Origin of the sequence: Hafnia sp. CBA7124 (assembly GCF_002355555.1) — a bacterium.
GTDB classification, from domain to species: domain Bacteria; phylum Pseudomonadota; class Gammaproteobacteria; order Enterobacterales; family Enterobacteriaceae; genus Hafnia; species Hafnia alvei.
Genome location: NZ_AP017469.1, coordinates 2,433,453 through 2,459,413, shown reverse-complemented (window position 1 = coordinate 2,459,413; position 25,961 = coordinate 2,433,453). Strand labels below are relative to the sequence as shown.

The 25,961-nt window shown below is 47.2% G+C and carries 29 protein-coding genes and 2 tRNA genes; 19 read left to right on the top strand and 12 right to left on the bottom strand.

Translation table 11 applies throughout. The annotated features are described in order from the left end of the window. Positions 1-274 precede the first annotated feature (274 nt). From CPY98_RS11370 to CPY98_RS20905, 5 genes are all read left to right on the top strand, one after another. Positions 275-868, top strand: coding sequence for a YfiR family protein (locus tag CPY98_RS11370; RefSeq protein ID WP_227743365.1), 594 nt, complete (start codon positions 275-277; stop codon positions 866-868). Further along, on the top strand, positions 869-2,095 hold the full coding sequence (locus tag CPY98_RS11365; RefSeq protein WP_231899407.1) for a diguanylate cyclase domain-containing protein: 1,227 nt from the start codon (positions 869-871) through the stop codon (positions 2,093-2,095). Between the two features lie 70 nt (positions 2,096-2,165). Beyond that, positions 2,166-2,618, top strand: coding sequence for an OmpA family protein (locus CPY98_RS11360; RefSeq protein WP_046359891.1), 453 nt, complete (start codon positions 2,166-2,168; stop codon positions 2,616-2,618). Between the two features lie 416 nt (positions 2,619-3,034). Continuing rightward, the gene (gene proP, locus CPY98_RS11355; RefSeq protein WP_043493488.1) at positions 3,035-4,537 is read left to right on the top strand and encodes a glycine betaine/L-proline transporter ProP; all 1,503 of its coding nucleotides are present in this window, start codon (positions 3,035-3,037) and stop codon (positions 4,535-4,537) included. A gap of 198 nt (positions 4,538-4,735) precedes the next feature. After that, a complete protein-coding gene (locus CPY98_RS20905; RefSeq protein WP_166493261.1) occupies positions 4,736-4,879 on the top strand; it encodes a hypothetical protein in 144 nt (47 codons plus the stop codon). Positions 4,880-4,941: 62 nt separating this feature from the next. On the opposite strand, the gene CPY98_RS11350 is transcribed toward CPY98_RS20905, so the two are convergent. After that, entirely contained in the window at positions 4,942-5,220 is a 279-nt protein-coding gene (locus tag CPY98_RS11350) for a YjcB family protein (protein ID WP_043493485.1), read from the bottom strand. Positions 5,221-5,398: 178 nt separating this feature from the next. On the opposite strand from CPY98_RS11350, the gene CPY98_RS11345 reads away from it, so the two are divergent. From CPY98_RS11345 to CPY98_RS11335, 3 genes are all read left to right on the top strand, one after another. Next, positions 5,399-6,298 carry a formate/nitrite transporter family protein gene (locus CPY98_RS11345; protein WP_025796942.1) on the top strand — a complete coding sequence of 300 codons (900 nt, stop codon included), beginning with the start codon at positions 5,399-5,401 and terminating at the stop codon, positions 6,296-6,298. A gap of 92 nt (positions 6,299-6,390) precedes the next feature. Beyond that, the gene (locus CPY98_RS11340; RefSeq protein WP_043493484.1) at positions 6,391-7,065 is read left to right on the top strand and encodes a MarC family NAAT transporter; all 675 of its coding nucleotides are present in this window, start codon (positions 6,391-6,393) and stop codon (positions 7,063-7,065) included. Positions 7,066-7,203: 138 nt separating this feature from the next. After that, positions 7,204-7,620: a DoxX family protein gene (locus CPY98_RS11335; protein WP_025796938.1), complete on the top strand. Its 417-nt coding sequence runs from the start codon at positions 7,204-7,206 to the stop codon at positions 7,618-7,620. A gap of 28 nt (positions 7,621-7,648) precedes the next feature. Here the strand turns inward: CPY98_RS11335 and CPY98_RS11330 are convergent, their stop codons facing one another. After that, a complete protein-coding gene (locus tag CPY98_RS11330) occupies positions 7,649-8,146 on the bottom strand; it encodes a DUF523 domain-containing protein (protein ID WP_043493482.1) in 498 nt (165 codons plus the stop codon). Between the two features lie 215 nt (positions 8,147-8,361). Between CPY98_RS11330 and CPY98_RS11325 the strand changes: the two genes are divergently transcribed. From CPY98_RS11325 to CPY98_RS11315, 3 genes are all read left to right on the top strand, one after another. Beyond that, positions 8,362-8,449, top strand: a tRNA-Ser gene (locus CPY98_RS11325). A gap of 5 nt (positions 8,450-8,454) precedes the next feature. After that, positions 8,455-8,530 (top strand) — tRNA-Thr (locus CPY98_RS11320). Positions 8,531-8,781: 251 nt separating this feature from the next. Then, positions 8,782-9,036: a hypothetical protein gene (locus CPY98_RS11315; RefSeq protein WP_025796933.1), complete on the top strand. Its 255-nt coding sequence runs from the start codon at positions 8,782-8,784 to the stop codon at positions 9,034-9,036. Positions 9,037-9,127: 91 nt separating this feature from the next. Here CPY98_RS11315 and CPY98_RS20900 read toward each other — a convergent pair whose 3' ends face one another. Next, positions 9,128-9,304 carry a hypothetical protein gene (locus CPY98_RS20900; protein WP_172863844.1) on the bottom strand — a complete coding sequence of 59 codons (177 nt, stop codon included), beginning with the start codon at positions 9,302-9,304 and terminating at the stop codon, positions 9,128-9,130. Positions 9,305-9,580: 276 nt separating this feature from the next. Here CPY98_RS20900 and CPY98_RS11310 point away from each other — a divergent pair, with 276 nt between their 5' ends. Genes CPY98_RS11310 through CPY98_RS11300 form a run of 3 tightly spaced genes read left to right on the top strand, consistent with a single transcriptional unit; the run spans position 9,581 to position 12,369 of the window. Then, complete coding sequence (locus CPY98_RS11310; RefSeq protein WP_231899468.1) at positions 9,581-10,627, top strand: ABC transporter substrate-binding protein; 1,047 nt, start codon at positions 9,581-9,583, stop codon at positions 10,625-10,627. Next, a complete protein-coding gene (locus CPY98_RS11305) occupies positions 10,611-11,615 on the top strand; it encodes an iron ABC transporter permease (RefSeq protein WP_096387720.1) in 1,005 nt (334 codons plus the stop codon). Before CPY98_RS11310 ends, CPY98_RS11305 begins: the two co-directional genes overlap by 17 nt. Next, positions 11,608-12,369 (top strand): ABC transporter ATP-binding protein, encoded by a 762-nt coding sequence (locus tag CPY98_RS11300; RefSeq protein ID WP_096387718.1) that lies wholly within the window; start codon positions 11,608-11,610, stop codon positions 12,367-12,369. The genes CPY98_RS11305 and CPY98_RS11300 overlap by 8 nt, the downstream gene beginning before the upstream one ends. On the opposite strand, the gene modA is transcribed toward CPY98_RS11300, so the two are convergent. From modA to kduI, 3 genes are all read right to left on the bottom strand, one after another. Continuing rightward, the gene (modA, locus tag CPY98_RS11295) at positions 12,366-13,097 is read right to left on the bottom strand and encodes a molybdate ABC transporter substrate-binding protein (protein WP_096387716.1); all 732 of its coding nucleotides are present in this window, start codon (positions 13,095-13,097) and stop codon (positions 12,366-12,368) included. The genes CPY98_RS11300 and modA overlap by 4 nt on opposite strands. Before the next feature lie 130 nt (positions 13,098-13,227). Further along, positions 13,228-13,989 (bottom strand): 2-dehydro-3-deoxy-D-gluconate 5-dehydrogenase KduD, encoded by a 762-nt coding sequence (gene kduD, locus CPY98_RS11290; RefSeq protein WP_046449194.1) that lies wholly within the window; start codon positions 13,987-13,989, stop codon positions 13,228-13,230. Positions 13,990-14,052: 63 nt separating this feature from the next. Then, positions 14,053-14,889, bottom strand: a complete 837-nt coding sequence (kduI, locus tag CPY98_RS11285; protein WP_096387714.1) for a 5-dehydro-4-deoxy-D-glucuronate isomerase — start codon at positions 14,887-14,889, stop codon at positions 14,053-14,055. A 516-nt stretch (positions 14,890-15,405) separates the two neighbouring features. Here kduI and spy point away from each other — a divergent pair. From spy to CPY98_RS11270, 3 genes are all read left to right on the top strand, one after another. Next, positions 15,406-15,927 (top strand): ATP-independent periplasmic protein-refolding chaperone Spy, encoded by a 522-nt coding sequence (spy, locus tag CPY98_RS11280; protein WP_096387712.1) that lies wholly within the window; start codon positions 15,406-15,408, stop codon positions 15,925-15,927. A gap of 318 nt (positions 15,928-16,245) precedes the next feature. After that, complete coding sequence (gene acnA, locus CPY98_RS11275; RefSeq protein WP_231899406.1) at positions 16,246-18,945, top strand: aconitate hydratase AcnA; 2,700 nt, start codon at positions 16,246-16,248, stop codon at positions 18,943-18,945. Between the two features lie 196 nt (positions 18,946-19,141). Continuing rightward, positions 19,142-19,993 (top strand): ion transporter, encoded by an 852-nt coding sequence (locus CPY98_RS11270; RefSeq protein WP_096387710.1) that lies wholly within the window; start codon positions 19,142-19,144, stop codon positions 19,991-19,993. Positions 19,994-20,061: 68 nt separating this feature from the next. Here CPY98_RS11270 and tnpA read toward each other — a convergent pair whose 3' ends face one another. From tnpA to cls, 3 genes are all read right to left on the bottom strand, one after another. Next, positions 20,062-20,499, bottom strand: coding sequence for an IS200/IS605 family transposase (gene tnpA / locus CPY98_RS11265; RefSeq protein WP_046450593.1), 438 nt, complete (start codon positions 20,497-20,499; stop codon positions 20,062-20,064). Positions 20,500-20,672: 173 nt separating this feature from the next. Continuing rightward, positions 20,673-20,996: an HI1450 family dsDNA-mimic protein gene (locus CPY98_RS11260; RefSeq protein WP_035502449.1), complete on the bottom strand. Its 324-nt coding sequence runs from the start codon at positions 20,994-20,996 to the stop codon at positions 20,673-20,675. Between the two features lie 45 nt (positions 20,997-21,041). Continuing rightward, a complete protein-coding gene (gene cls / locus CPY98_RS11255; protein WP_025796911.1) occupies positions 21,042-22,502 on the bottom strand; it encodes a cardiolipin synthase in 1,461 nt (486 codons plus the stop codon). A gap of 250 nt (positions 22,503-22,752) precedes the next feature. Between cls and CPY98_RS11250 the strand changes: the two genes are divergently transcribed. Next, positions 22,753-22,929, top strand: coding sequence for a YciY family protein (locus CPY98_RS11250; RefSeq protein WP_071603101.1), 177 nt, complete (start codon positions 22,753-22,755; stop codon positions 22,927-22,929). Between the two features lie 49 nt (positions 22,930-22,978). On the opposite strand, the gene CPY98_RS11245 is transcribed toward CPY98_RS11250, so the two are convergent. Both CPY98_RS11245 and CPY98_RS11240 read right to left on the bottom strand, forming a co-directional pair. After that, the gene (locus CPY98_RS11245; RefSeq protein WP_025796909.1) at positions 22,979-23,470 is read right to left on the bottom strand and encodes a Dps family protein; all 492 of its coding nucleotides are present in this window, start codon (positions 23,468-23,470) and stop codon (positions 22,979-22,981) included. A gap of 553 nt (positions 23,471-24,023) precedes the next feature. Continuing rightward, positions 24,024-24,320 (bottom strand): YciI family protein, encoded by a 297-nt coding sequence (locus CPY98_RS11240; protein WP_025796906.1) that lies wholly within the window; start codon positions 24,318-24,320, stop codon positions 24,024-24,026. Positions 24,321-24,716: 396 nt separating this feature from the next. Here CPY98_RS11240 and CPY98_RS11235 point away from each other — a divergent pair, with 396 nt between their 5' ends. Further along, entirely contained in the window at positions 24,717-25,412 is a 696-nt protein-coding gene (locus CPY98_RS11235; RefSeq protein WP_096388752.1) for a TonB family protein, read from the top strand. A 76-nt stretch (positions 25,413-25,488) separates the two neighbouring features. On the opposite strand, the gene yciA is transcribed toward CPY98_RS11235, so the two are convergent. Further along, positions 25,489-25,917: an acyl-CoA thioester hydrolase YciA gene (gene yciA, locus CPY98_RS11230; RefSeq protein WP_025796902.1), complete on the bottom strand. Its 429-nt coding sequence runs from the start codon at positions 25,915-25,917 to the stop codon at positions 25,489-25,491. Between the last annotated feature and the right edge of the window lie 44 nt (positions 25,918-25,961).

Genomic DNA, 25,961 nt, shown 5'->3' with positions numbered 1-25,961 from the left:
TATTGATGAGTTATAGATCACACTTTGGTTCACTAAGTATGGATATGTTCACGGACTGCACAATAAAAGGAACAATCTTATTGAGGTTTTAAACGCATCTAATAAAAATAGCGCCTTTGTTGTGCGAAAATTCCGGATGCGAGAAAAATCCTATAGTTTACGTGTATACTTTTTTTGTACTTAATGTTTTCATTATGCTGGCGGATGTTAACGGAGGAATAATAATGTGTAACCTAATTAAAACTGAGGCCGTTGCCGTTAGGCTTCTTTTTTCATGATGCACCCCTCTGTCCGTACGAAATTTCGCCGATATTTAAGAGGGATACAGAGCACAGCCGCTGTAGCCTTAATTTTCGCTCTATCAGCACAGTGCTTTCCTGTTTTTGCAGCCGAAACGCCTGTAGACTCTCCACAGTTAATTGCTGTTAAAGAACAAGAAGTTGCAAAAGTTGTTATTGGGATGATCCGCTATACCCGTTGGGCCAATTCTCCTGATCCTATTAAGCTTTGTATTGTTCCTCCAGCACGCTATGCACGTTTATTAGTCGAGGAGAATATCGTGTTACCTAGTCGTCATGTCTCTACGCAAATCGTTGATTTTTCGCCAACGAAATTGCTTGAACAATGCGACGTGGTTTACTTCGGGAATATAAAGCCGAGCGATCAAGAATTACTCATACAAAATATGCAGGGAAAAAGTATTTTAACCATTGCAGAAGATAACCCAGAGTGTATTAAGGGCAGCGCATTTTGTTTACGCATTGATAATTCAGGGATCGCATTTGATCTGAACTTAGATATTTTGGCGCGCAGCAATGTTCAGGTGAATCCTAACGTGCTGCTTTTGGCGAAGAAAAAGGGTAATTAGATGAATCATATTTTTGCCTCAAACGCCAATATGCCAAAAACGCGGCCAACGTTGCGCAGTATGTTTCAGCGTATTCATTTGATGATCATTGCGATTACGTTGCTTATGGCGGGTATACCGTTGTCTGTATTATCCGTGTTTACGCTGAAAACCTATGCGGAGCACAATTTGCAGTTGGTTGCGTCAACGATAAGCTACACCAGCGCAGCGGCAGTGGTATTTGGTGATAAACCCGCGGCTCAGGAAGCCCTCACGCTGATTGCGCGAAAAGAACAGATTTACGAAGCTCGCATCTATGATCAAAAGAAAGATCTATTGGCCAGTTGGACTTCACCGACCCGTTTGCATATGACCATCGATGACCCTATTCGCAAATGGCTACTGCCAAAAATGGTTGTGCAGCCCATAATGAGTGAAAACGAAGTGGTAGGGTATGTAACGTTGACCGCAGGTGGCGCGACGATGGTTAAGTTTCTAGGAAACTTAATGCTCGGACTACTAAGCTGCTTGGTGCTTACCGCGTTGCTATCATTTTGGTTGGTACGCCGGATGCACACCGGAATTGTTGACGAGTTACAAAACATCGCCCATGTTGCCCGTTCGGCCCGAGAAAATAGAGCATTTACTTTGCGTGTGAGACCGTCACAAATCGCTGAGATTAATGAGCTAAGCCGAGGCTTCAACAGTCTGCTGCGCGAAATGGAACTGCAACAGGCCGATTTAGTGAATGAAAACGATCAGCTTTCATATAAAGCATTACACGATCCGCTAACCTCACTACCTAACCGTTCAAATTTTATGAGCATGCTGGAAAGTATGAATACGGCGCAGGAACAAATATGCGTGATGTTCCTCGATGGGGATGGTTTTAAAGCGGTGAACGATACGTGGGGACACGCAGCTGGCGACCATGTATTGACAACTATTGCTGAGAGGCTGAGAACGCAAATTCGCAAGAGTGATTTAGTTGCTCGCATGGGCGGAGATGAGTTTTCAATCTTATTGCGCCATATCGCGCATAAAGACGATGTTATGCAAATCATTGATAAAATTGTCAAAGCAATGCGGGAAACAATATATTTACCCAACGGTGAGCCGGTGTTTATTTCACTGAGTATTGGCTTCACGCTTTCACATGCACAGAGCACACCGGTTGAATTATTAGAAAAGGCAGATGCCGCGATGTATCACAGCAAGCATAGCGGTGGTGGTTGGAGTATCTCATAGCGAGAATCTTAAAAAATAGAAATAGGGAGTAGGGCACGTGAGAAAGCATATTCACTGGAAATTTATTGGCATGTTTTTAGCCATGTTATTTTTGGCAGGCTGTCAGCATAAAGGTGGGCTCACCGCAGAACAAATTGCGGTACTAAAAGAACAAGGCTTTCAACAAACCGATGAAGGTTGGATGTTTGGGCTGTCAGAGAAGGTTCTTTTCGGCAATAACAAATCTAATTTAACCCCTGAAAGCGTTGAAACAGTCAAAAAAATGGGTAAAACACTCGCGCAAATTAATATCATGCATGCGCGTCTGAGTGGTTACACTGATAACTATGGCGACGAAAGTTATAACCAGCAGCTCTCTTTGAAAAGGGCCAATACCGTCGCAGACGCACTTTCTCAGGGCGGGATCCCACGCATGAATTTGACGACTCGTGGTATGGGGGAAAGTAACCCGATTGCGAGTAATAGTACTAAACAGGGCCGCTCGGAAAATAGACGCGTTGCCATTGTAATCGAGTCACCATAAACCAATATTGGCTTGGGTATCACGGATGATGCCTACTCAATAGTTCCATTCAAACCCTGCGTTATTCCGTTCTCCTCGTAGTGTAAATATTCGAACCATTAATTAATTTCAAATGGTTAATATAATCTTTGTTATATATTTTTCTAGGCAAATCATCTTTACGTTTCGAGTGACTAAGATCACAAATTTTGACATTTGGGCCATTTTGTTGAATTATTGTTATCTAGCAGCTACGTTATTTGAAGGATTAAATAAGGATAAAAGGGCCGGAAAATGCGTAGCTTAGCGGAGAAATGGCTCTCCAATAACGCATATTGACGGCGATTTAGGCCACGCCTACCGGGCATTAGTGACCATAGTGCGCTTCAGCGAGATGGCTTTCGCTGTGTGGCACAAAATTTAGCAAGGAAACGATAATGAGATTAAGAAGAAAGCAGGCAAAGCCGCTACACATTAACGACATTACAATTATTGATGATGAAAAATTAAAAAAAGCCATTACCGCTGCTGCACTGGGTAATGCAATGGAGTGGTTTGATTTTGGTGTATATGGATTTGTGGCATATGCACTTGGTCAGGTATTTTTCCCCGGCGCAGATCCTGGCATTCAGATGATTGCCGCGCTAGCAACATTCTCCGTTCCATTTTTAATCCGACCTCTTGGTGGTGTTTTCTTTGGCGCATTGGGCGATAAATTTGGTCGTCAAAAGGTTCTGTCAGTCACGATTATTATCATGGCTGTAAGTACATTCTGTATTGGTTTAATCCCTTCCTATGCTTCAATCGGCATTTGGGCACCGATTTTGCTGCTATTAGCTAAATTGGCTCAGGGCTTTTCTGTAGGTGGTGAATATTCTGGTGCGGCAATTTTTGTTGCTGAATATTCCCCAGATAGAAAACGTGGATTCATGGGAAGCTGGTTGGATTTCGGTTCGATAGCGGGTTTTGTGCTTGGTGCCGGTGTCGTCGTACTTATATCTAGCATTGTAGGGGAGCAGGACTTCCTTGATTGGGGCTGGCGTATTCCGTTCTTTATTGCGGCACCGTTGGGTTTAATTGGCCTCTATCTGCGTCATGCGTTGGAAGAAACTCCTGCATTCCAGCAGCATGTTGATAAAATGGAAAAAGACGATCGCAATGCGATTCAAAATCCCCCTAAGACTTCATTTAGACAAATCGTTTCCCAGCATTGGAAAAGCTTATTAACGTGCGTAGGTGTGGTTATTTCAACCAACGTAACCTATTACATGCTGCTGACGTACATGCCGAGTTATTTATCCCATAACCTGCATTACTCCGAAGACCATGGAGTACTTATCATCATTGCTATCATGATTGGTATGCTGTTTGTGCAGCCAGTGATGGGGTTGATGAGTGACCGTTTTGGCCGTAAGCCTTTTATTATTTTCGGCAGCGTGGGTTTACTGTTGCTGGCCATCCCATGCTTTAAACTGATTAACAGCGATGTTATTGGGTTGATCTTCTTAGGCCTGCTTATCCTTGCCGTATTACTGAATGCCTTCACCGGTGTTATGGCATCGACGCTACCGGCCATGTTCCCAACCCATATCCGTTACAGTGCTTTGGCGATCTCCTTCAATATCTCGGTGTTGGTGGCAGGTTTAACGCCAACGATTGCCGCGTGGTTAGTTGAGACGACAAATAACCTGTATATGCCAGCGTATTATCTCATGGTCGTTGCATTGATAGGTTTGGCTACCGGGATCTTTATGAAAGAAACCGCCAATAAACCCTTGCGTGGTGCGACGCCAGCGGCATCTGACCGTGCTGAAGCCAAAGAGTTGTTACAAGAAACGTATGACAACATTGAGCAGAAAGTTGAAGATATTAACGATCAGATTGGGGAGTTGGAGCGTCAAAAACAACGCCTTATCGATCAGCATCCAAAGTTAGATTAAAATCTCTGACTAAACTAAGGGCCGCATTGCGGCCCTTTTGCGTTTTATAGCGCTAAGTCTTTAAATTATGTTTTTTGGATATAGTTTTCGAAGAAAACTTACAATTCAAAAACACAGCTTGAAGCAGAAAGGTATAGGCTTTTTCCTAATAGCGATGAGTGTGTGGGGACAACGCTCAGTTATCAGAGGAGCCAAACCATGAATACGAAAAGAGTTAAAATTGCACAGTCCGTTGCAAAATATGCCGTTGCACGTCACAGCTCAAGCCGCTGGAATACGGCAATGAAAATGCTCAAGGCCTCGCTTCTAGTTGGCGTCAGCGTATCAGGCAGTGATGCATGACGATATATGAATGCCTGCAGTATCATGCTTTTTTGGAAATTCTCTAAAGCATGCCGTGTGTGTTACATCATGCTATAGGCAGTCGGTTGACTCATGACATCGACGAACACATCTTTTGCAACGGCCCAAAAATGGCTCATGCCGGCCGTGTTAATTGTGGTGCCAGAGAGTGTCAAAACCAGCCAGCATGCGGTTGCAAAACCAATCCCGCTGAATGCAAAGGCGACAATGCGATGGCCTTTTCGGCGGAATTTGACATTTAGTGAGCTGGCAATAAACATCATAAAAGTGCTCATAATTTCCCAGCGAGCTACGATCAGCCCAGTCATAACAGTACCCATGTAACCAAACCCTTACTTAATACTAAAATGTGATATTGGTCACATTATAAATTCCATTGAGCGAATGCTCCAGTCGGTTTTTCATTCAAAAGCCTGCCTTATTGCTATATCGAAAATCTGAGGTACTGCATCTCAAATGAGCGTCTACGCTTAATCTAAGAACTAGGAGGAGTGCAGAATGAATGATGAGCCAAAGCGAGACGAGATTGTCGATGAGAAACCGACAGATGATTTAAAGGTTGATAACGAAGAAGAGAAGCAGGGGAAGCCGATTAATACCGATGAAGAGCGGCTGCCGTCTCGTGCTGCTGCGGTTCACGAAATTATTCGCCAAGAAGGGACTAAAGAACTGGAGCGTGATATTTGGGCGCTTCTGTGGTCGGCGGTCGCCGCGGGGCTCTCTATGGGAGCATCGTTGATGGCGAAGGGAATTTTTCATGTCAAACTTGATGGTGTTCCCGGCGCCTTTTTGTTAGAGAATTTTGGTTATACCTTTGGGTTTATTATCGTCATCATGGCACGCCAGCAGTTGTTTACCGAGAATACGCTAACGGCAGTGCTCCCCGTGATGAATAAACCTAACAAAACGAATCTTATTTTGTTGATGCGGCTATGGGGATTGGTTCTATGCGGTAATTTGCTTGGCACAGGATTAGTTGCGTTTATTTTTTGGCATCTGCCAGTATTCGATGTAGAAACACGTGAAGCATTTGTCACCATTAGTCAGCAGGTGATGAATAATTCTCCAACGGAGATGTTTGCTAACGCCGTTATTTCTGGTTGGATTATTGCCTCGATGGTATGGATGTTCCCATCAGCTGGAGCAGCAAAAATTTGGGTGATTATTATCATGACGTATCTCGTTGCGATAGGGGATTTAACGCATATTGTTGTTGGGTCAGTAGAAATTCTTTATCTCATATTTTCCGGACACCTGCATTGGCAGGCGTTTTTATACCCATTTGCGTTACCGACGTTGGCTGGCAATATAATCGGTGGCACCTTTATCTTCGCGTTAATCAGTCATGCACAGATACGTAATGAGCTGGATAAATCAACGAATAAAAATAGGGGTTGATGATCGGCATAGCAAGGGTAGTGTCGATTTCATATACTCGGGATGCTGAAATCACTACGTGTTAGAAAAATACCTCAAGGATAGAATGACTCATGATTGAATTATTTAAAGCAATTGGACTAGGGTTGGTGGTCTTGTTGCCGTTGGCTAACCCGCTGACAACAGTCGCGTTATTTCTTGGCCTAGCTGGAAATATGAATCGCGAGGAGCGAAATCGCCAATCGCTGATGGCTTCTGTCTATGTGTTTGCGATTATGGTTGTGGCCTTCTATGCTGGCCAGCTGGTCATGAACACCTTCGGGATCTCTATTCCTGGGCTGCGTATTGCTGGTGGATTAATCGTGGCATTTATTGGTTTTAGGATGTTGTTTCCTCAGCAGAAAATGGAAGACCGCCCTGAGGTTGAAAACAAAACCAAAGAGTTGGAGAAGCACCCAACGGCTAACATCGCTTTTGTTCCATTAGCGATGCCAAGCACTGCGGGGCCAGGGACCATCGCGATGATCATTAGTTCGGCGTCTACCATTAAGCACGGCGCTGATTTCCCTGAGTGGGTATTAATGGTCGCACCGGTATTAGTATTTTTATCCGTCAGCGTTATCTTATGGGGGTGTTTGCGTAGCTCGGGCGCCATTATGAAACTGGTTGGAAAGGGCGGCATTGACGCTATTTCCCGTCTGATGGGATTTTTATTAGTCTGTATGGGCGTTCAATTTATCATTAATGGTATTTTAGAGATCGTGACCACATTTCATGCGGTGAGTTAACAACGACGATTATCCCGCTCTTTGGCCATATCTATACCCTACGGTATGGCCTATTTCATTCGCCGCTCGATAAATCCCCATTGTGTTCTAATATAAAGATAGGCAGGTTGTCCTCTTTTTATACAAAAGGAGTTAAAAATGAGCGACGGTATGAAAGATTCTCTTATTTTACTTTCCAGAATACTGCTGATGCTGCTGTTTATTATTTTTGGCTGGTGGAAATTAGCTCATTTTGAGCTAGCTGTGTCTGCAATGCAGGGCTATGGCGCACCGCTACCGTATATTTCAGCCATTATTGCAGTCGTTATTGAATTCTTCTTCGGTTTGGCGATTATTTTGGGACTTTGGACTCGCCCGATTGCGGCTATCTTTGCTCTCTATGTTTTAGGGACCTCAATTATTGGCCACCCCTTCTGGAAACTGAGCGGGATGGATATGGTACTTAACGAGATCAATTTTTATAAAAATATCAGTATTATCGGTGGGCTGTTATTGTTGATAGTGACAGGTGCTGGGCGCTATTCTCTCGATTATCGTTTGAGCAAAAAACTGTAATATCTATTTTTAGCGACTAAACGGCCCCTCACAAGGCCGTTTTCATCTCAAAGGAATGAATTGCCTCTTCCAGCGCTGAAAATTCAGATTCACCAAAAACAGCTATGCCATTTTCACGTAGCAGTGATGTCGTGATACCCATACCCGCAATCCGTTTTCCGCTAAAGGTGCCGTCATAAATTTGTGAGCTGCCACATGAGGGGCTGCCATCGGTTAGCAATGCAAAGCGACATTGATGTTTAAGGGCAAGCCGTAGGGCAATATGAGCACCGGCCATATAGCCCGCAGTTACGTCATGGCTATCAGATTCAACCACTCTACGCTCCCCCAACGACGAGATACGTATTTCTGCGCTTAAGCGTGGCGTTGGGAAATCGGCACTCACCTCTGGGCAGCAAAGTATAAGCCGTCCTTCTTGCTGCCAGCGTAACAGCGCTGGAGGCATAAACGGTTTAGCGCTACCGTTATAGCGAACCGGAAAGCCCATTAAGCAGCTGCTAACTAATATTTTTGTGTGGTTTGCCATAAAAAACCTAAAAAAAGTCACTTTCCAAAGAAAATTTCACGCTGTATACAAAGCATTATTGCATGAAAAACATTGAAAGCAGACGCCTAACTGATTAATAAATAGCAATATCTGGTTGAAAAGAATTCGCTTGGGCTGATTATTGTTCACTTGAACAAAAAAAAGATTTTAGCGCTGGACAGCCAGCGGGAAGGTCGCTAATATCTGCCCCCATTGGAAGGATGGCTGAGTGGTTTAAGGCAGCGGTCTTGAAAACCGTCGAGTGTAATAGCTCCTAGAGTTCGAATCTCTATCCTTCCGCCAAATTCGCCGACTTAGCTCAGTAGGTAGAGCAACTGACTTGTAATCAGTAGGTCACCAGTTCGATTCCGGTAGTCGGCACCATGATTGAAAGAAAGCCACCCAATGGGTGGCTTTTTTTTGTCTGCAATTTACACGATAGGGCGTTAAGCCAACGCAGTAAGATGTTACGCACATGATGGTTGCAGAAATGTTAAATCAGCATGCTGTTATTTGTGATCCGCATCATAGTTCAGGTGTTATCTCTTTGGCTTATACACGGCCTAACGGGATAATTCGTCCAAGTGATGGTGTTAAAGCATCAGTGAACAATTATTACGTTATGGAAAAGTCGTATGTGTATTTGTGATATCAGCGTTGAAGATACTTTTATACGTTTGCCGCTATCGCCAACGGCCGCATGGATGCTCGATCGTCAGGCCACCCGTTCATTAGGCTGGCGCCGATTCCTGAAACCGAAGCGGGATCAGAAGCTGATGAGCTGGCGTTTAACGCCGCTGAAAGATCGTTATGAAGTGCGATTTTCGCCTAATCGGCAGCCTGAACTGTGGATGTTCAGTGCAGAAAATGCGATACGCAAGCGCCTGTAGTCGAGTGTGCGCTTAAATGCCAAACCGCATCGTTCCATCGCTGTGGTTTGGCTGTGATTTTTAGATTTGTTCGATCCTGCACTTTCCTTCCTTATCTTGCTTCTTTTGATAACTGTTCTTCTTCTTCGCTGTAGGGCGCCAAGATTTCTTTCAATATTTCCAACCGTTGTTCCGGTGTGAGGTAGAACCCACTCGGTAATTTATTGGACGGATGTTCTTGCTGATAGCTGTCTTTCAGTTCATTTAAGTATTTATAAATCTGTTTCATATTTGACCTCCTATCGCTGATAAAACCATCGTAGGATGTTTAAACATGAACTAAAACTGAACAAAATAAATTTATTGTTCAGGTTTTGTATCAATATGAAATTTATATTATTTTTAGAATTATTGGTCATGCGCAGAGGAGCAAGTTGAGGACTCAAAACTATTGATGCGCCAAGGGATAACTTGTTTGCAGAAGCTGGTTCGTTATATAGTTTGCTATATAACATAACCTTAGCCTTCTATTATGAATCTCTCATTTCCAAAATTTAACCGTGCAATGATCACTGGCGTATCATTGCTGCTTGTCTCTTTTTCATCCTTAGCTGACCGCACCATTACCGATCAATTAGGTCGTCAGGTAACGATTCCCGATCACGTTAATCGTGTGGTGGTTCTGCAACACCAAACGCTTAACTTATTGGTTCAGCTTGATGCCACTGACGATGTGGTTGGGATTTTATCGAGCTGGAAAAAGCAGCTTGGCCCTGAATTTGCGCGTTTTTCCTCTCGCTTATCCACGTTGCCAATGCCAGGTGATCTGACTCAAGTCAATATTGAAAGCCTGCTGGCAGAACATCCTCAGGTTGTTTTCGTGGCTAACTATGCACCGCTAGAAATGATCAATCAGATTGAGAAAGCGGGAATACCGGTGGTGGCGATTTCTTTACGTCGTGATTCACAGGGCGAACAGGATAAACTGAATCCTAAGATGGGGAATGAAGAACAGGCTTATAACTTGGGGCTTCAGGACGGCATTCGTCTTATCGCAAAAGTGGTTAATCGTGAGCCGCAGGGTGAGGCACTGATTGATTACACCTTCACTCAGCGTGAAAAAGTGGCTCAACGCTTAAAGGATATTCCTGAAAGCCAGCGAGTACGTGTCTATATGGCAAACCCTGATTTAACCACCTACGGTTCAGGAAAATACACCGGCTTAATGATGCAACATGCAGGCGCAATGAACGTCGCGGCAGCCAGTATCAAGGGCTATAAGCAAGTTTCGATTGAACAGGTTTTGGCTTGGAATCCGCAGGTGATTTTTGTGCAGGATCGCTACCCTGATGAGATTAATAAAATCCGCAACGATCCGGCTTGGCAGGGTATCGATGCGGTGAAAAATCAGCGTGTGTATCTCATGCCTGAGTATGCCAAAGCATGGGGATACCCAATGCCTGAAGCCTTAGCCATCGGAGAGCTTTGGATGGCCAAGAAACTCTATCCGGCTCGTTTTAATGATATTGATATCAATAAAGCCGCGAACGATTATTACCAACGTTTTTACCGTACTTCGTGGGTTCCGGCGCTACATGCTTCTGTTGAATAAGCCACGTATCAATCTGCTACTGCCGATGGCGACATTGATTATCGCCTTCTTTTCATTGGGAGTGGGGCAATATTCAATCTCACCTGCGAATGTTTGGCATGCGCTAATGTCTCCCATGCAGACACAGGATCTGGCCGGACAAATCATCTGGACGGTGCGCATGCCGCGTATCTTAATGGCGTGCTGTGCGGGTGGGGCATTAGCGTTGTGCGGTGCCTGTTTGCAAGGTGTGTTTCATAATCCGTTGGTTGACCCGCATATTATCGGTGTCAGCTCCGGCGCGGCTTTCGGTGGCACGCTGGCAATTTTGCTGGGTCTTTCACCGCTGTGGTTGATGAGCTCGACCTTTGCCTTTGGTCTGCTAGCGCTGGTGTTGGTGTATGCGATAGCGTCAACGTTAGGTAATGAAAATCGCCTGATGCTGATCCTCTCCGGCATTATTCTCAGCGGTTTTTTCTCTGCGCTGGTTAGCCTGTTGCAATATATGGCAGATACCGAAGAAAAGCTGCCGAGCATTGTGTTCTGGCTACTGGGAAGTTTTGCCACCGCCAATTGGCACAAGCTTTTGATGATGGTTATTCCGCTCGCGTTGGCGAGTTTATTACTGTTTCGTCTGCGCTGGCGGATAAATATTTTGTCTCTGGGCGATGCGGATGCACGTACGCTAGGCGTTTCCGTTGCGGGTTTACGGCGGTTGGTGCTATTGCTTTGTGCTCTGCTGGTTGCTGCTCAGGTTGCGGTGAGTGGGGGCATCGGCTGGATAGGTTTGGTGATCCCACATCTTGCACGTTTATTGGTTGGCGCAGACCATCGGCGTTTACTTCCGGCGGCATTCTGGCTCGGCGGTGGGTTTATGGTTCTGGTTGATGATGTGGCACGCACATTGAGCGCGGCGGAAATTCCTTTGGGGATTATTACCGCATTAATTGGGGCACCGCTGTTTGCCATGCTGTTAATTCGCTCCCGATGGAGATCGCACAGTGAATGAGATCGCGCTAAGCGTAAATGAACTTGAATTTGGTCATAAGAAAGCGTTATTTCATGCGCTGAGTTTTTGTTGTCGGCGTGGTGAAGTGTTGGCTATTCTTGGCGCTAACGGACGCGGGAAAACCTCGTTATTGAATACGCTGTCCGGCGTTATACCGCCTTTGGCGGGAGAAATATCACGCAGTGCGCCGATCGGATTTGTTGCTCAGTCATTTTCCTCGGCCTTTGCATATCGAGTTATTGAGATCGTCTTAATGGGCAGAGTGAGCAATGTTGGCCTGCTACAACAGCCAACGGCCAAAGATGAACGGATTGCTCGAGATGCGTTAGATACGCTAGGGATTGGGCATTTGGCCGAACACAGTTTCCAAACCTTATCCGGTGGGCAGCGCCAGCTGGTGATGATTGCCCGCGCCTTAGCCACCGGTTGTGAGATGTTGATCCTTGATGAACCGACCTCAGCCTTGGATTTATACAATCAGCAGGCGGTGTTACGCTTGATCCATCAATTAGCAAAACAGCGGCAGATTAGCGTACTGTTCACCACCCATGATCCGGCACATGCGCAACTGGTGGCGCAAAAATGCCTTTTGTTGCTCGATAATCAACGGTGGGCATATGGTGACAGCAAAGAAATGCTCACCGAGGATAATTTGCTCAAGGCCTATGGCGTCAGAGTGGAGCTGGCGGCGGTGGCGTCCGATGCAGAAGCCCTGCCGGTGCTTACCCCGATATTCAATCTTTATGCAGACTAGCGCCGCGAAAATCCTGCGCTGACAAACTGCTGCTGAACGCCGTTGGACAAGAGATATTCTGCCAGTGGCTGAGCAACGTCACTGTGCAGCGCCAGCGCGTAGGTGGCGAATATATTGTCGGCGTCGGGAATGGTGACCGTTGCAATATCGGCATCGTTCTGTAGCCATTGCGCATAGTGTGCGTAACCGACGAAAACATCAGCCAGCCCTTGGCGAATCAACCATGCAGAAGCGATTTCCGTTGCAGGAACCTGCAAACTGCCTTTCCCGCCCACCAGCTGTTTTGCATTCAATTTCAAATATTCGCCAGCGCCCGAGCGGTGGTGTTCGACACGATCGAAGAGCTGCCACGTATAGTCGCCAGAAGGATCGCAGCCAGGCGTCGAGGTGCCGACGATAATGCTCGGGTCGGTCAGTAAATCTAGCCAGTTTGTCGTTGGCGTTATTCTGGCTCGGTGGGTGGTTAAACACAGCTTGTTGCGTAGAAAGGGCATTACGCTGTGTGCCAAACCAAGATCGAGTAGCGTTTGCGGATGTTCTTGGTTGGCGGAAGCAAACAGATCCCACTCAGCGCCGCTTTCAATTTGTTCACGTAGCAATCCGGCAGGGCCAAATTGTGCATTGATGTTCACATGATGCCGCTGGCTAAACTGAGATAAAATAGGCGTCAGCGCTTTACGCAAACTGCCTGCGGCTAACACGTTCAAAGAGGATTTATCAGTATTCACAACGATACCACGCTGGTTATTTAATTCTCTGGACAGGTGCGGACGTTACGGCGTGAAGCGTGGGGTGTCAATGTAGGATGAAACTTAATGACCACGCTGGCAGGGCGCCAGCGTGGCGAAAGTACGGAAATTAACGCGCTAACCAACCGCCATCGACGGCAATCGTGTAGCCATTGATGTAGTCGGACGCCGGTGACGCTAAGAACACCGCTGGGCCCATTAAATCTTCAGGCAATCCCCAACGGCCCGCGGGGATTCGGTCCAAAATCTCTTCGCTACGCGCTTCGTCAGCACGCAACTGCTGCGTATTGTTAGTCGCCATATAGCCGGGGGCAATAGCGTTGACGTTAATCTGATGCTTAGCCCATTCGTTGGCCAGCAAACGGGTCACTCCCATTACCGCGCTTTTAGAGGCAGTGTAAGACGGCACGCGAATTCCGCCTTGGAAAGAGAGCATCGAGGCGATGTTGATGATCTTGCCGCCTTTGCCCTGAGCGATAAACTGACGAGCAACGGCCTGAGACATAAAGAACACGGTCTTAATGTTCAAATTCATCACGTCGTCCCAATCTTTCTCACTGAATTCCAGTGCATCCTGACGGCGGATAATGCCTGCGTTATTCACCAGAATATCGATGTGTCCAAACTCCCCGGCCGCGCGGGCGACCAGATCGGGAATAACCGATGTATCGCGCAAATCAGCGGTAAGGCTCAAGAAACGGCGACCTAATGCAGACACCTGCGCAATAGTTTCAGTGGGCTCAACGATGTTAATACCAATAATATCGCAGCCAGCCTGTGCTAAACCGACGGCCATTCCCTGACCAAGGCCAGTGTCACAGCCTGTAACCAGCGCAACTTTACCCTGCAATGAAAATGCATCAAGAATCATGTGTATATCCTTTAAAAGCGGCTAGCTATTACGTTGCAGCCGCAGAAATGAGTGAGCTAAGGCTTAACGAATATCTTTAACGGCAACGTGGTCCATATCGTCGAAGACCTGATTTTCGCCAACCATGCCCCAAATAAAGGTATATGCCTTGGTGCCGACGCCGGAATGAATGGACCAGCTTGGTGAAATGACGGCTTGTTCGTTGTGCATCACAATATGGCGAGTTTCTTGCGGCTGGCCCATCATGTGGAAAACGCAGGAATCATCATCCATGTTGAAATAGAAATAGACCTCCATCCGGCGCTCATGGGTATGGCACGGCATGGTGTTCCACAAATTCCCTTCTTCCAACTCGGTCAGCCCCATGGAAAGCTGGCAGGTTTGCAGCACGTCAGGAACCATATATTTATTAATAGTGCGGCGGTTACTGGTTTTCGCATCGCCGAGCGTTTGTGGTGAAGCCTCAGCTGGCGTAATTTTTTTGGTTGGGTAAGTGGTGTGAGCCGGTGCGCAGTTGTAATAGAACTTTGCGGGCTGGCTGGCGTTTACGCTGGCGAAGAGAATATCGCGTGCGCCTTTACCGACGTACAGTGCTTCACGATGGCCAATTTCATAGCATTCACCGTCAACGGTGATGGTTCCTGGCCCGCCGATGTTGATAACGCCGAGCTCACGGCGTTCTAAAAAATAGCTCACGCCGAGTTGTTTGCCCACTTCAGTACCGATAGTGACGTTTTTTTGCACCGGCATAACACCGCCAACGATGATGCGGTCAATATGGCTATACACCATGGTGTACTGATCGGCATCAAAAATGGTTTCAACTAAAAACTCGCGGCGCAGACCCTCAGTGTCGAGTTGCTTGGCATGATCGCTATGAATGCTTTGACGGACTTCCATCTTTCACCTCGTCGATATTCGTTTGAGTGTTTGATTAGCATGAACAGTCAGGGGCTCTGCTCGTGTCGATGCAGGCATGTTAGATCCTTCTGATACGCAATTCAATTAAAAATGAAACACTGTTTTGTTTTTATGGGTTCGATGTTGTGAATTTGGCTACTGGATCACAAAGCGTGGTGTGGAGGGCAGGATAGATATCCATGTCTGCTGCGAAATATTTACAGGTAGGATGCATTCGATACTTTTGAGCGACAATCAACGTAACTTTAAATAGCAGCGCAGGGGCTTTTAATATTAAACGGCGCTGGAATAAAACTCGCAGATTTGTTATTTTAAGGTTTATCTTAGCGTTGTGCTTAAAATAAATCCTCAATCTTCACACTCTCTCCATAATTGCCTGTTTTTTGATTTTTCTCCTTTCGTTTATTTACTCAGCGTGTAACTACTATATATTTAGACCTATAGACTTAATTCCATCAACGCAACAACGAACACACTATTTGAGGAATCATAATTATGCGTAAATTAACTGCTTTAATGTTGGCATCATCTCTGGCTCTGGGCGCTTCAATGGCAAACGCGGCTGAAACCACCGCAACACCAACAACCCCAGCGGCTCCAGTTGCAACGAAGGCTGACGGCGGCGCACCAATGATGATGCATCATCAGATGGGCAAGCAAGGCCCGCGCCACGGCGGTATGTTTGAAGGTTTGAAGCTAACAGACCAGCAGCGTGAGCAAATGAAAACCATCGCTAAAGAGTTCCGCTCAGAGCATAAAAAGCCAATGATGGGCGAGCACTTCAAAGATATGCATAAGCTGGTTGCCAGCGATAAATTTGATGAAAGTGCAGCGCGTGCACAAATCGAAGCTAACAGCAAAGAACGCAACGATATGATGCTGGAACGCATGAAGATGGAAAACAAAATGTATAATGTTCTGACCCCAGAACAGAAAAAAGAATTTAACCAGAATTTCGAAAAACGTATCGAAAAAATGGAACAGCGTCACTCAGTAATGGTTGCCGGTGAGCAATAATTTATAAATAGTGACAATGCGAAATATAGAGCCTCCCTTGTGGAGGCTTTTTTGTTTCTTATTATTGAGCACTTAGAGAGATATCAGCACAAAATTTCTTTCCGTGATCCAAATCGTACTTCCTCATTTTTATCGCCTATCGCAGTCATGGGGTGATGTTGCTAAAACGTTACCATCTCTTTGTGTTATCTTTAAAGATAGCCACAGCGTTATCAGGAGATTGTTTCCGGCTGATGAGCATTCGTTCCAAAACGAACTGTATCCGAGGTGCCCAGCGCCGAGAAACACCGCTTAAAGCATGATAAGGAAGGAGAAGCTATGTCATCCGATCGTCAAAATCGTCTGAGCCAGCCACATCTTGCCCAGCAATGTCAGAAAACACTGAGTGCCCTGAATACCGAGTACCACTATTACAGTTTGCCAGAGCTTGAAAAACAGCTGGGCGATATCCGCCAACTGCCTAAATCGATGAAAGTTCTGCTGGAAAACCTGCTACGCCACCTTGATGGCGAAAGCGTGGTGGAGGACGATTTACAGGCGATTGTCGACTGGGTGAAAACCGGTCATGCCAATAAGGAAATTGCCTATCGACCTGCACGTGTTCTGATGCAGGACTTCACCGGTGTGCCCGCAGTGGTTGACCTTGCCGCCATGCGTGAAGCCGTGACGCGTCTGGGTGGCAACGTGGAGCAAGTGAATCCGCTATCGCCCGTTGATCTGGTCATTGACCACTCGGTTACCGTGGACCATTTTGGCAATGAACAAGCCTTTGGTGAAAACGTTGAGCTAGAAATGGAGCGCAACCACGAGCGCTATATTTTCCTACGCTGGGGGCAGAAAGCCTTTGACCGTTTTCGTGTGGTGCCACCGGGAACCGGTATTTGTCATCAGGTCAACCTTGAGTATTTGGGGCAGGCGGTTTGGCATGAGGAGCAAAATGGCCAGCGGATCGCCTATCCCGATACGCTTGTCGGGACTGATTCTCATACTACGATGATTAACGGCCTTGGAGTTTTAGGCTGGGGCGTGGGCGGAATCGAAGCCGAGGCGGCCATGTTAGGGCAGCCGGTATCGATGCTGATCCCTGATGTGGTCGGATTTAAGCTTACCGGAAAACTGCGTGAAGGTATAACTGCCACAGATTTAGTGCTGACCGTTACGCAAATGCTGCGTAAACATGGCGTGGTGGGAAAATTTGTTGAGTTTTACGGTGATGGATTAGCCGATTTGCCGCTGGCTGACCGCGCCACGATCGGTAATATGTCACCTGAATTTGGTGCCACCTGCGGATTTTTCCCCGTTGATGAGGTGACTCTAGGCTATATGCGCCTGAGTGGGCGTAGCGAAGAACAGATTGCGCTAGTTGAAGCCTATTGCAAAGCACAAGGTCTATGGCGCCATGCCGGCGATGAGCCGGTATTTACCAGTACATTATCGCTGGACATGAGCACGGTTGAGTCAAGCTTGGCTGGGCCAAAGCGCCCACAAGATCGTGTGCCGTTACCTAAAGTTCCACAGGCTTTTCAGGCGGCGACAGAGCTAGAAATTAGCAGCCAAAAAAATCGCGTGGAATTCGAAGAATTTACGCTGGGGGGAGAGAAACATCGCTTAACGCATGGCGCTGTGGTGATTGCAGCGATCACCTCATGTACCAACACCTCTAATCCAAGCGTGCTGATGGCAGCCGGTTTGCTGGCAAAAAAAGCGGTTGAGAAGGGATTAGCACGGCAGCCATGGGTGAAAACGTCGCTGGCACCGGGCTCGAAAGTGGTGACCGATTATCTGGATGCGGCGGGACTGACGCCGTATCTTGAACAGCTCGGTTTCAATCTGGTTGGTTATGGCTGTACCACCTGTATTGGTAACTCCGGCCCACTACCTGAGCCGATAGAAACAGCCATTAAAGCAGGCGATCTGACCGTTGGCGCGGTGCTGTCGGGAAACCGTAACTTTGAAGGGCGTATTCATCCGCTGGTGAAAACCAACTGGCTGGCATCACCTCCGCTGGTGGTGGCCTATGCGCTGGCGGGAAATATGAACGTGAATCTCTCTGCCGATCCGCTAGGGCACAACGCTCAGGGCAAACCGGTTTACCTGAAGGATATCTGGCCAAGCGGCCAAGAGATCGCCACTGCGGTTGAGATGGTGAAAACCGATATGTTCCGTAAGGAGTACGCGCAGGTGTTTGACGGCGATGCGGTATGGCAGGGGATCCAGGTGAAAGGCTCAGCCACTTATGATTGGCAGGAGGATTCCACTTACATTCGCCATCCGCCATTTTTCAGTACTATGCAGGCAGAGCCTGAACCGGTTAAGGATATCCACGGTGCTCGGTTGCTCGCGATGTTAGGCGACTCTGTGACCACCGACCATATCTCACCCGCTGGCAATATCAAAGCAGAAAGTCCGGCAGGGCGCTATCTGCTGGGACACGGCGTGGAGCGCAACGATTTTAACTCTTACGGTTCACGTCGCGGTAATCATGAAGTGATGATGCGCGGGACGTTCGCCAATATTCGTATCCGTAACGAAATGGTGCCCGACGTAGAGGGCGGTGTGACGCGTCATATTCCTACTCAGCAACAGATGGCAATCTATGATGCGGCGATGAAGTATCAAGAGGAGAACGTGCCGCTCGCCGTGATCGCGGGTAAAGAGTATGGCTCGGGTTCGAGCCGTGACTGGGCGGCTAAAGGCCCGCGCTTGCTGGGCGTGCGAGTGGTTATTGCCGAGTCATTTGAACGCATTCACCGTTCAAACCTGATCGGTATGGGCATTCTCCCGTTAGAATTCCCGCAAGGGGTAACGCGTAAGACGCTTGATCTGACCGGAGATGAAAGGCTGGATATTAGTGGATTACAGCATCTCACGACCGGACAAACGATTAACGTCACAATCACCTATGCCGATGGGCGACGCGAAGTGGTGCCAACCCGTTGCCGAATTGATACCGGAAACGAACTGGCTTATTACCGCAATGACGGCATTTTGCACTATGTAATCAGGAAAATGCTGTGAACAGAAAAATTCGGTGATGAGAAAAATATCGTAGATTGGTAGATATTCCTCTTGCCGCTATCAGTTCTGGTAGCGGCAAGTGAGTGTAGCGAAGTGACGTTATGTTTTACCGTTAGTGACACTTATATAAAGCCATTGTTTGATATTGTGATGCTAAAGTGCGTGATTACGCTCAAATAACTCTTTTGGGGTCAGCATGACAGGCATGAAAAAAGGCACTTGGCGCCAGAATTTATATAGTTGTTTATTCGACACTCACACGGCCTTTGGTCGCAGAATGGAATTCTTTTGGATCACGATGGCTGTGGCCAGCGTCGTGCTGGTGTTTATGGAGTCAGGCGATCCGAAACCGCTGCGTGTGCTGGTGGCGCGTGAAGATCTTGGCCTAAAGCTAGAAGTGTTTTTCACGGCGGTATTTACCGTTGAATATCTGCTCCGTCTGCTGACCACGCCGAAGCCCAAAAAGTACGCGTCGAGTTTTTTAGGCATTGTCGATCTGCTAACCACGCTTCCGCTCTATTGTTTACTTCTCTTCCCTAACATGGCCGTTGAATATGTCACGTTGCTGCGTCTGCTGCGTGTTTTAAGGGTGTTACGCATCTTTAAGATGCTGAGGTATATGGGATCTGCGGCGTTGTTGTGGGACAGCATCGTTGGCGTACGCAAAAAGCTATTAGTGTTCTTTACCTTCGTTATGATCTTGCTGTGTTTATTTGGCGGGGTGATGTATGTGATTGAAGGCCCTGAACACGGTTTTACCAGTCTTCCTGTATCCGTTTATTGGGCGGTAGTGACCATGACGACGGTAGGCTATGGTGACATTACGCCCCATACACCGGCGGGGCGTATTTTAGCCTCGGTGTTAATCTTGATTGGCTACTCTATTATTGCCATCCCAACGGGGGTGTTAACGGCGCATATGACCGAAGTATTGCAGCGTCGACGTACCGTCCGCCATTGTGAACACTGCCATAAATCAGGTCATGACGATGATGCGGTGTATTGTAAGTTTTGCAGTACACGGCTGAGCAAACAGACTCATGATTAAAGTGTAAAAATCCACCTCTTGAAGAGGTGGCTTTAAATGGGGCCCCCTAAAAGGGGGCCTTGTTCGTTTTAATCCTGTAATAACGCCATTTGCTGTTCGTATTCTTGGTCTTTCTTATCCTGATGCCTCACGTAGCGCCTGATAATTTCTTCGTTCACTCCAACTGTGTCTGCAAAGTATCCCCTCGCCCAAAAATGATTACCCCACAGCTTCTTTCGTATATGAGGAAACTTGTTGTAGAGACGAATAGCTGTGCGCCCTTTCAGGACGCCCATCAGCGTTGAGATCGAGAGTTTCGGTGGGATCATCACGACAAGATGAACATGGTCTGGCTGAACATTCAGTTCAAGTACCTCACAATCTTTCATATTGCAAAGTATATAAACTGAGCGATAAAGCTCTTTACCTACCGCCCCTGTTAAAACCTTGTAGCGATACTTTGGCGTCCACACCAAGTGATATTTGCAACGCCAGAATACATGTGCTGAACTTCTATAACTGCTCATGTCAGTGATTTCCTTCTTACTTGTGGTGAGTAAGCTGGAATTTTCTGGCATGGGCTTCCTTCAGGCTATAGCCTCACAGGGACAATCACCACCTCCCGAGGAGGTGGTTTAAAGCTGACAACAAAAACGCACAGCTTAAGCTGTGCGTTTTGATTGGCATTAAGTGGGGGAACTTACTCTTTCCACAAAATATGGCAAAGCTTGTGATCTTTCTCGCGGCAAATCAGGACGCGTGCGAACACATCAGTGATGTCTTCGGATTCGCCATCGGTTAAACCAATCACCACTTCGACGAAGAAGTCAGGGTTCAAGTCGAAATCAACGTGATCTTTCCAGTCTTCGGCGGGATCAAATAATTCTGCCGCACCGCGCTCTTCAAACTGCAGGTTAAATAGAATAACGTCAGCAGGGTCGAGGTTGTCGACGGCCAGTTCAAGAAAAATATCGTAAGCCTGATCTAAGGCTTCGTCTTCGGTGAGTCGATTATCTAAATCCATCATAAGAGTGTCCTGTACTGTCTCGTCATCAATTAGCCAAGCTATTTACAGCAATGGGCTGAAAAAGTAAAACAGTCGTTCAACAACGCGCTGCCACAGCGGACGTTTTAGCCATTCAGCGTGGTCAAGCAGGGTAGAACGGGCAATATAGTCGTCTTGCACGCAGGCTAAGTCAGCGCCAAAGCCATCGTCGTCAATCACTAAGGTGATTTCAAAATTCAGCCACAGACTACGCATATCGAGATTGACTGTGCCAACCAGACTCAGCTGGCCGTCGACTAACACACTCTTGGTGTGCAACAGCCCGCCTTCAAACTGGTAGATTTTAACGCCCGCTTCCAGCAATTCAGTGAAGAATGAGCGGCTGGCCCAGCCCACCAACATGGAGTCGTTTTTCTTCGGCACGATGATAGAAACGTCAACGCCACGCTGTGCTGCGGTGCAAATGGCATGCAGTAAGTCATCGCTCGGCACGAAATAAGGTGTGGTCATGATGAGCTGCTCACGCGCAGAATAGACCGAGGTCAACAGCGCTTGATGGATCAGTTCATCAGGAAAGCCTGGGCCAGAAGCAATAACCTGAATGGTATGTCCAGATTCTTCTTCGAACGGCAGTGAATGATATTCTGGCTCCGGCGGCAAAATACGCTTACCGGTTTCAATTTCCCAATCACAAGAGAAAATGATGCCCATGGTGGTGGCCACGGGGCCTTCCATGCGCGCCATCACGTCAATCCATTGCCCAACACCGGCATCTTGTTTAAAGAAACGCGGATCAACCAAGTTCATGCTGCCGGTATAGGCGATAAAGTTATCGATTAAAACCACTTTTCGGTGCTGGCGTAAATCCATGCGGCGTAAGAAGACACGCATCAGATTAACCTTCAGCGCTTCGACAACTTCCACACCTGCGTTTCGCATCATGGCAGGATAAGGGCTGCGGAAGAAGGTGACGCTGCCAGCAGAATCGAGCAGCAATCGGCAATGAACGCCGCGTCTCGCTGCCGCCATCAACGACTCGGCGACCTGATCGGCTAATCCTCCAGGCTGCCAAATATAAAACACCATCTCAATGTTGCTGCGCGCCAGCTCGATGTCACGAATTAAGGCTTTCAGCGTATCATCGCTAGTGGTCAGCAACTGTAGTTGGTTACCTCTAACTCCCGCAATCCCTTGACGACGCTCACATAGTTGAAACAGCGGCGCGGCGACTTCACTGTTACCGGTGGCAAAAATAGATTTACAGCTTTTCAGATCGGCTAGCCAATGCGCCGTCGAAGGCCACATTGCTTTAGCGCGCTCGGCACGCCTTTTCCCTAAGTGAAGTTCCCCGAATGATAGGTAAGCGATGATCCCCACCAGTGGCAGAATATAGATGATGAGCAACCAAGCCATGGCGGAAGGAACCGCACGGCGCTTCATCAAAATGCGAAGTGTCACGCTGGCAATAAGTAACCAGTAGCCAAAAATTGTCAGCCAGCTAATTACGGTATAAAACGTTGTCATAAAGGCGAGTTATCCTTTCGCAAAAAAGCGTTATCTCAACTGAGTTTACGCACTGTTGTTGAAAGGTAAAACCTTTTCGCGGATAAAAGTCATCGATTTAAAATTCGTATTAGTTTACGGCTTGTAACATTGAGACAAATTATTATCGGGCATGTGCTGAGGATTTACAGCCAAGAAGGCAAATCGATTGTGTGACAAATATCACTATAGGTTTATAATGCCCGCGCACTCACCCAGAGAGACGTTTGTCATGCGACGTAGTAGAAATGAAGTAGGGCGCTGGCGTATGTTGCGTCAGGTACACCGTCGACGCAGTTGCTGGTTAGAAGGCCAATCCCGCAGAAACCGACACATCTATAGTGTTCGCCGCTTACACAAAATTCAGCATCATCGTTCATTGCTGTATTCTGTGGCTTACGAGTGGTAGAAAAAATTCAGCCCCGCATCGCGGGGCTGGAGCAAAACTTCAAACGGGATTATTTGCCCAGATAGGCATTTAACATCCAAACCTGTTTTTCCTGCTCTTTGATGTAGTCGCTCATCAAAGAAGACGTCCCTTCGTCGCCGGCCTCGCTTGCCAACTCTAAAATTTCACGCTGCTGCGTCAGCAGAACCGAATAGCCCGCCAGTAGACCTTTTAACGTACCTTTATCGTCGGTCACGTTAGTGTCTTCTTTAATATCCGCTGTTTTTAGATACTCGCTGAACGCGTGACGAGGCTGATAACCCAGCGTCAGGATACGCTCGGCAAGCTCATCGACTTTCAGCAGCAGATCGTTATAGGTATCTTCAAATTTCACGTGCAGTTCAAAAAACTGTGGTCCGGTGATATTCCAATGATAGCCGCGCACGTTCATGTACAACACTTGGTAGTTGCCGAGCAGACTATTGAGGGCTTCTGCCAGTTTGGCAGATTGTTTGGTATCAAGACCAATGTGGGATTTTGTCGCTTTTTTCGTTGTCGCCATAATCGTGAATTCCTCATTATTCGGTGAAAGTGAAACATCCGTAATAAATCGATATCGATTTTTTGACTCTGAGCGCGGTGGAGAATGTCGCTAACATCGCGTCGGATCATCCAACCTAAAAAAACAGGCTTATATAAACAATAAGTTATCCGTGTTTCCTTGAGAACTATCCTGCCAGAGTTGGGGTTTGAGGTCTAGGATCTGGCGGGCATTTTTATCAATAGCTGCAATAGGCCATGCAAAAGCAGATAAAACCTAGTGGTGGACGCTGCTTTTATCAACGATTAAGCCTCGTTTTTTCAGCGTTTTGTCGGTTTAATCATCATTTTTGAATCGGCTATTTGTATAACTCATAAGTACTAATTATCAGGATGTTGCGGGGTTCGATGTTTAAGGGTAGACTGCGCAGCATCACTTGATTGTGACAGAAAAGCGCATTTAGCATTATCAATGGAATCTCCATGTAGCCCCGCTAAATGCACTTCTCTGAATTAAGGAAGGCCTGCGCAAGCAGGCCTTTTTTATATCCAAAATTTGGCAATAACGTTCTGTTTTAAAATACTTTCTTATACGGTACCACGGTAACCGCCTGATACACGCCAGCCGCGACGTAAGGGTCAGCATCGGCCCATTCTTTGGCATGCTCTAACGATTCAAATTCGGCAATGATGGCTGAACCTAAGAAACCGGCCGCACCGGGATCGTTGGAGTCGATGGCGGGAAGTGGACCTGCGGTCAGCAGACGTCCCTCATCACGTAAGACCTGCAAGCGAGCCAAATGATCAGGGCGTGCGGTCATTCGCTTATCCAGCGCGTCGGGAACATCCTGAGAGAAGATGAGATATAACATAAGGCTATCCTGATTGTTGGAATAAAGAGTGTGATACAAACAACATCACGTTACGGCATCTGTACTCAGGGTGCAATAAGCCTGTTATCTTGCTGTTAAGGAGTTTGCGGGGCTGCTGTTTTAACCGTCAATCGCGCGTTTTCTTTCGCTCTGTGCGCCTTTGCACATTGCACATGATTGCTATTTGCATTTAAACTTGCAGGCTCATTGAGTAAAGAACATTTGGGTTAAATCAATCCGTCAAACCAGGTTGCTAACACTTTGTCGCTGAAAACATCACCACTGAAGAAGTTTTTCCTGACACGTCGTCTTTCATGGCCAACGACGCTGTCCATCGGGTTGCATTCAACGCTAATCGCTGGTTTGCTGTATGCCTCTGCGCAGGAAATGCTGCATATGCCCGCTGAGGAGCCGGAACCGATCAATGTGGTAATGGTTAACCCTGCGATGTTTGCCGCTCCGGCGCCTGTCGCGATCCCTCAGCCAGATGCCAAACCGGAGGCTGCTCCGCCGCCACCGCCAAAAGAAGAACCGAAGCCAGAACCAAAACCGGAACCAAAACCGGAACCAAAACCGGAACCAAAACCGGAACCAAAGCCTGAGCCTAAGCCGGTCATTAAGCCAAAACCAAAACCGGTGAAGAAAGAGGTCGTTAAACCTCAGCCGAAAAAAGTGGTTGAAGAAAAGCCGCGTGAAGAGACGCCAACTCGCACGGTGACGTCGCCTGAAACGTCAGCCTCTAGCACGTCGACGCACAGCAGCACATCAACGACGAAGGCGAGCAACAACAACGCCAGTGCCCCCGCGGTTGCCGCAGTACCCAGTGGCCCACAGGCCTTAAGCATTGTGAAACCGATGTATCCAGCGCGTGCCTTTGCGTTAAAACAAGAAGGCAAGGTTGTGATTCGTTATGACGTTGATAGCAATGGACGAGTGACGAACGTGGAGATCATCTCCGCTGAGCCGCGCAACTTGTTTGAACGCGAAGTGAAACAGGCGCTGAAGAAATGGCGTTTTGCGACGGGTCGTGAAGGGAAGGGATTGACCAAAACGATTATCTTCCGCATCACCGGTGATACTGAAATTCAATAACCGCTGCAAGCTCAATAAAAAAGCCAGTCACATTGTGAACTGGCTTTTTTTGTAGGCTTACATCGCCGCGAAGATCTTAATCGTCGAAGCCAACGCGGAAGTTCTCTTTGCCCGCAGGCAAAGTGCGTGACTTGTTGTCATCATCAACTGCAACGTAGGTAAAGACGGCTTCAGTGACGCAGTAACGCTGTCCAATAGGATCAGAGGACACCTTTTTCACCCACACCTCGATATTCACAGTAATAGAACTGCGACCGGTGCGGATGCAGCGTGCATAACAACACACCACATCGCCCACGGCGACCGGCTTCAAAAAGGTGATACCGTTAACCGCCACGGTAACGACTCGTCCTTCTGCCACTTCTTTTGCCAGAATTGCGCCGCCGATGTCCATCTGCGACATAATCCAGCCACCGAAAATATCACCATTGGCGTTAGTGTCGGCTGGCATTGCCAAAGTACGAAGGACAAGCTCTCCCTCAGGGAAACGATGTTTTTCGCTCATAAATGTCAGTCTTATTCTTTTCAGTTACCACTTCCCTGAAGCAG

Coding starts and splice junctions, on each gene's coding strand:
- CPY98_RS11365 (WP_231899407.1), top strand. CDS start 869: ATGAATCATATTTTTGCCTCAAACGCCAATATGCCAAAAACGCGGCCA.
- CPY98_RS11270 (WP_096387710.1), top strand. CDS start 19,142: ATGACAGGCATGAAAAAAGGCACTTGGCGCCAGAATTTATATAGTTGT.
- CPY98_RS11310 (WP_231899468.1), top strand. CDS start 9,581: ATGATCACTGGCGTATCATTGCTGCTTGTCTCTTTTTCATCCTTAGCT.
- CPY98_RS11350 (WP_043493485.1), bottom strand. CDS start 5,220: ATGGGTACTGTTATGACTGGGCTGATCGTAGCTCGCTGGGAAATTATG.
- CPY98_RS11340 (WP_043493484.1), top strand. CDS start 6,391: ATGATTGAATTATTTAAAGCAATTGGACTAGGGTTGGTGGTCTTGTTG.
- CPY98_RS11260 (WP_035502449.1), bottom strand. CDS start 20,996: ATGGATTTAGATAATCGACTCACCGAAGACGAAGCCTTAGATCAGGCT.
- CPY98_RS11345 (WP_025796942.1), top strand. CDS start 5,399: ATGAATGATGAGCCAAAGCGAGACGAGATTGTCGATGAGAAACCGACA.
- CPY98_RS11370 (WP_227743365.1), top strand. CDS start 275: ATGATGCACCCCTCTGTCCGTACGAAATTTCGCCGATATTTAAGAGGG.
- kduD (WP_046449194.1), bottom strand. CDS start 13,989: ATGATTCTTGATGCATTTTCATTGCAGGGTAAAGTTGCGCTGGTTACA.
- yciA (WP_025796902.1), bottom strand. CDS start 25,917: ATGAGCGAAAAACATCGTTTCCCTGAGGGAGAGCTTGTCCTTCGTACT.
- CPY98_RS11240 (WP_025796906.1), bottom strand. CDS start 24,320: ATGTTATATCTCATCTTCTCTCAGGATGTTCCCGACGCGCTGGATAAG.
- tnpA (WP_046450593.1), bottom strand. CDS start 20,499: ATGAGCAGTTATAGAAGTTCAGCACATGTATTCTGGCGTTGCAAATAT.
- CPY98_RS11315 (WP_025796933.1), top strand. CDS start 8,782: ATGTGTATTTGTGATATCAGCGTTGAAGATACTTTTATACGTTTGCCG.
- CPY98_RS11360 (WP_046359891.1), top strand. CDS start 2,166: ATGTTTTTAGCCATGTTATTTTTGGCAGGCTGTCAGCATAAAGGTGGG.
- CPY98_RS11330 (WP_043493482.1), bottom strand. CDS start 8,146: ATGGCAAACCACACAAAAATATTAGTTAGCAGCTGCTTAATGGGCTTT.
- CPY98_RS11335 (WP_025796938.1), top strand. CDS start 7,204: ATGAGCGACGGTATGAAAGATTCTCTTATTTTACTTTCCAGAATACTG.
- CPY98_RS20900 (WP_172863844.1), bottom strand. CDS start 9,304: ATGAAACAGATTTATAAATACTTAAATGAACTGAAAGACAGCTATCAG.
- CPY98_RS20905 (WP_166493261.1), top strand. CDS start 4,736: ATGAATACGAAAAGAGTTAAAATTGCACAGTCCGTTGCAAAATATGCC.
- acnA (WP_231899406.1), top strand. CDS start 16,246: ATGTCATCCGATCGTCAAAATCGTCTGAGCCAGCCACATCTTGCCCAG.
- CPY98_RS11250 (WP_071603101.1), top strand. CDS start 22,753: ATGCGACGTAGTAGAAATGAAGTAGGGCGCTGGCGTATGTTGCGTCAG.
- cls (WP_025796911.1), bottom strand. CDS start 22,502: ATGACAACGTTTTATACCGTAATTAGCTGGCTGACAATTTTTGGCTAC.
- CPY98_RS11305 (WP_096387720.1), top strand. CDS start 10,611: ATGCTTCTGTTGAATAAGCCACGTATCAATCTGCTACTGCCGATGGCG.
- spy (WP_096387712.1), top strand. CDS start 15,406: ATGCGTAAATTAACTGCTTTAATGTTGGCATCATCTCTGGCTCTGGGC.
- proP (WP_043493488.1), top strand. CDS start 3,035: ATGAGATTAAGAAGAAAGCAGGCAAAGCCGCTACACATTAACGACATT.
- CPY98_RS11245 (WP_025796909.1), bottom strand. CDS start 23,470: ATGGCGACAACGAAAAAAGCGACAAAATCCCACATTGGTCTTGATACC.
- kduI (WP_096387714.1), bottom strand. CDS start 14,889: ATGGAAGTCCGTCAAAGCATTCATAGCGATCATGCCAAGCAACTCGAC.
- CPY98_RS11235 (WP_096388752.1), top strand. CDS start 24,717: ATGCCCGCTGAGGAGCCGGAACCGATCAATGTGGTAATGGTTAACCCT.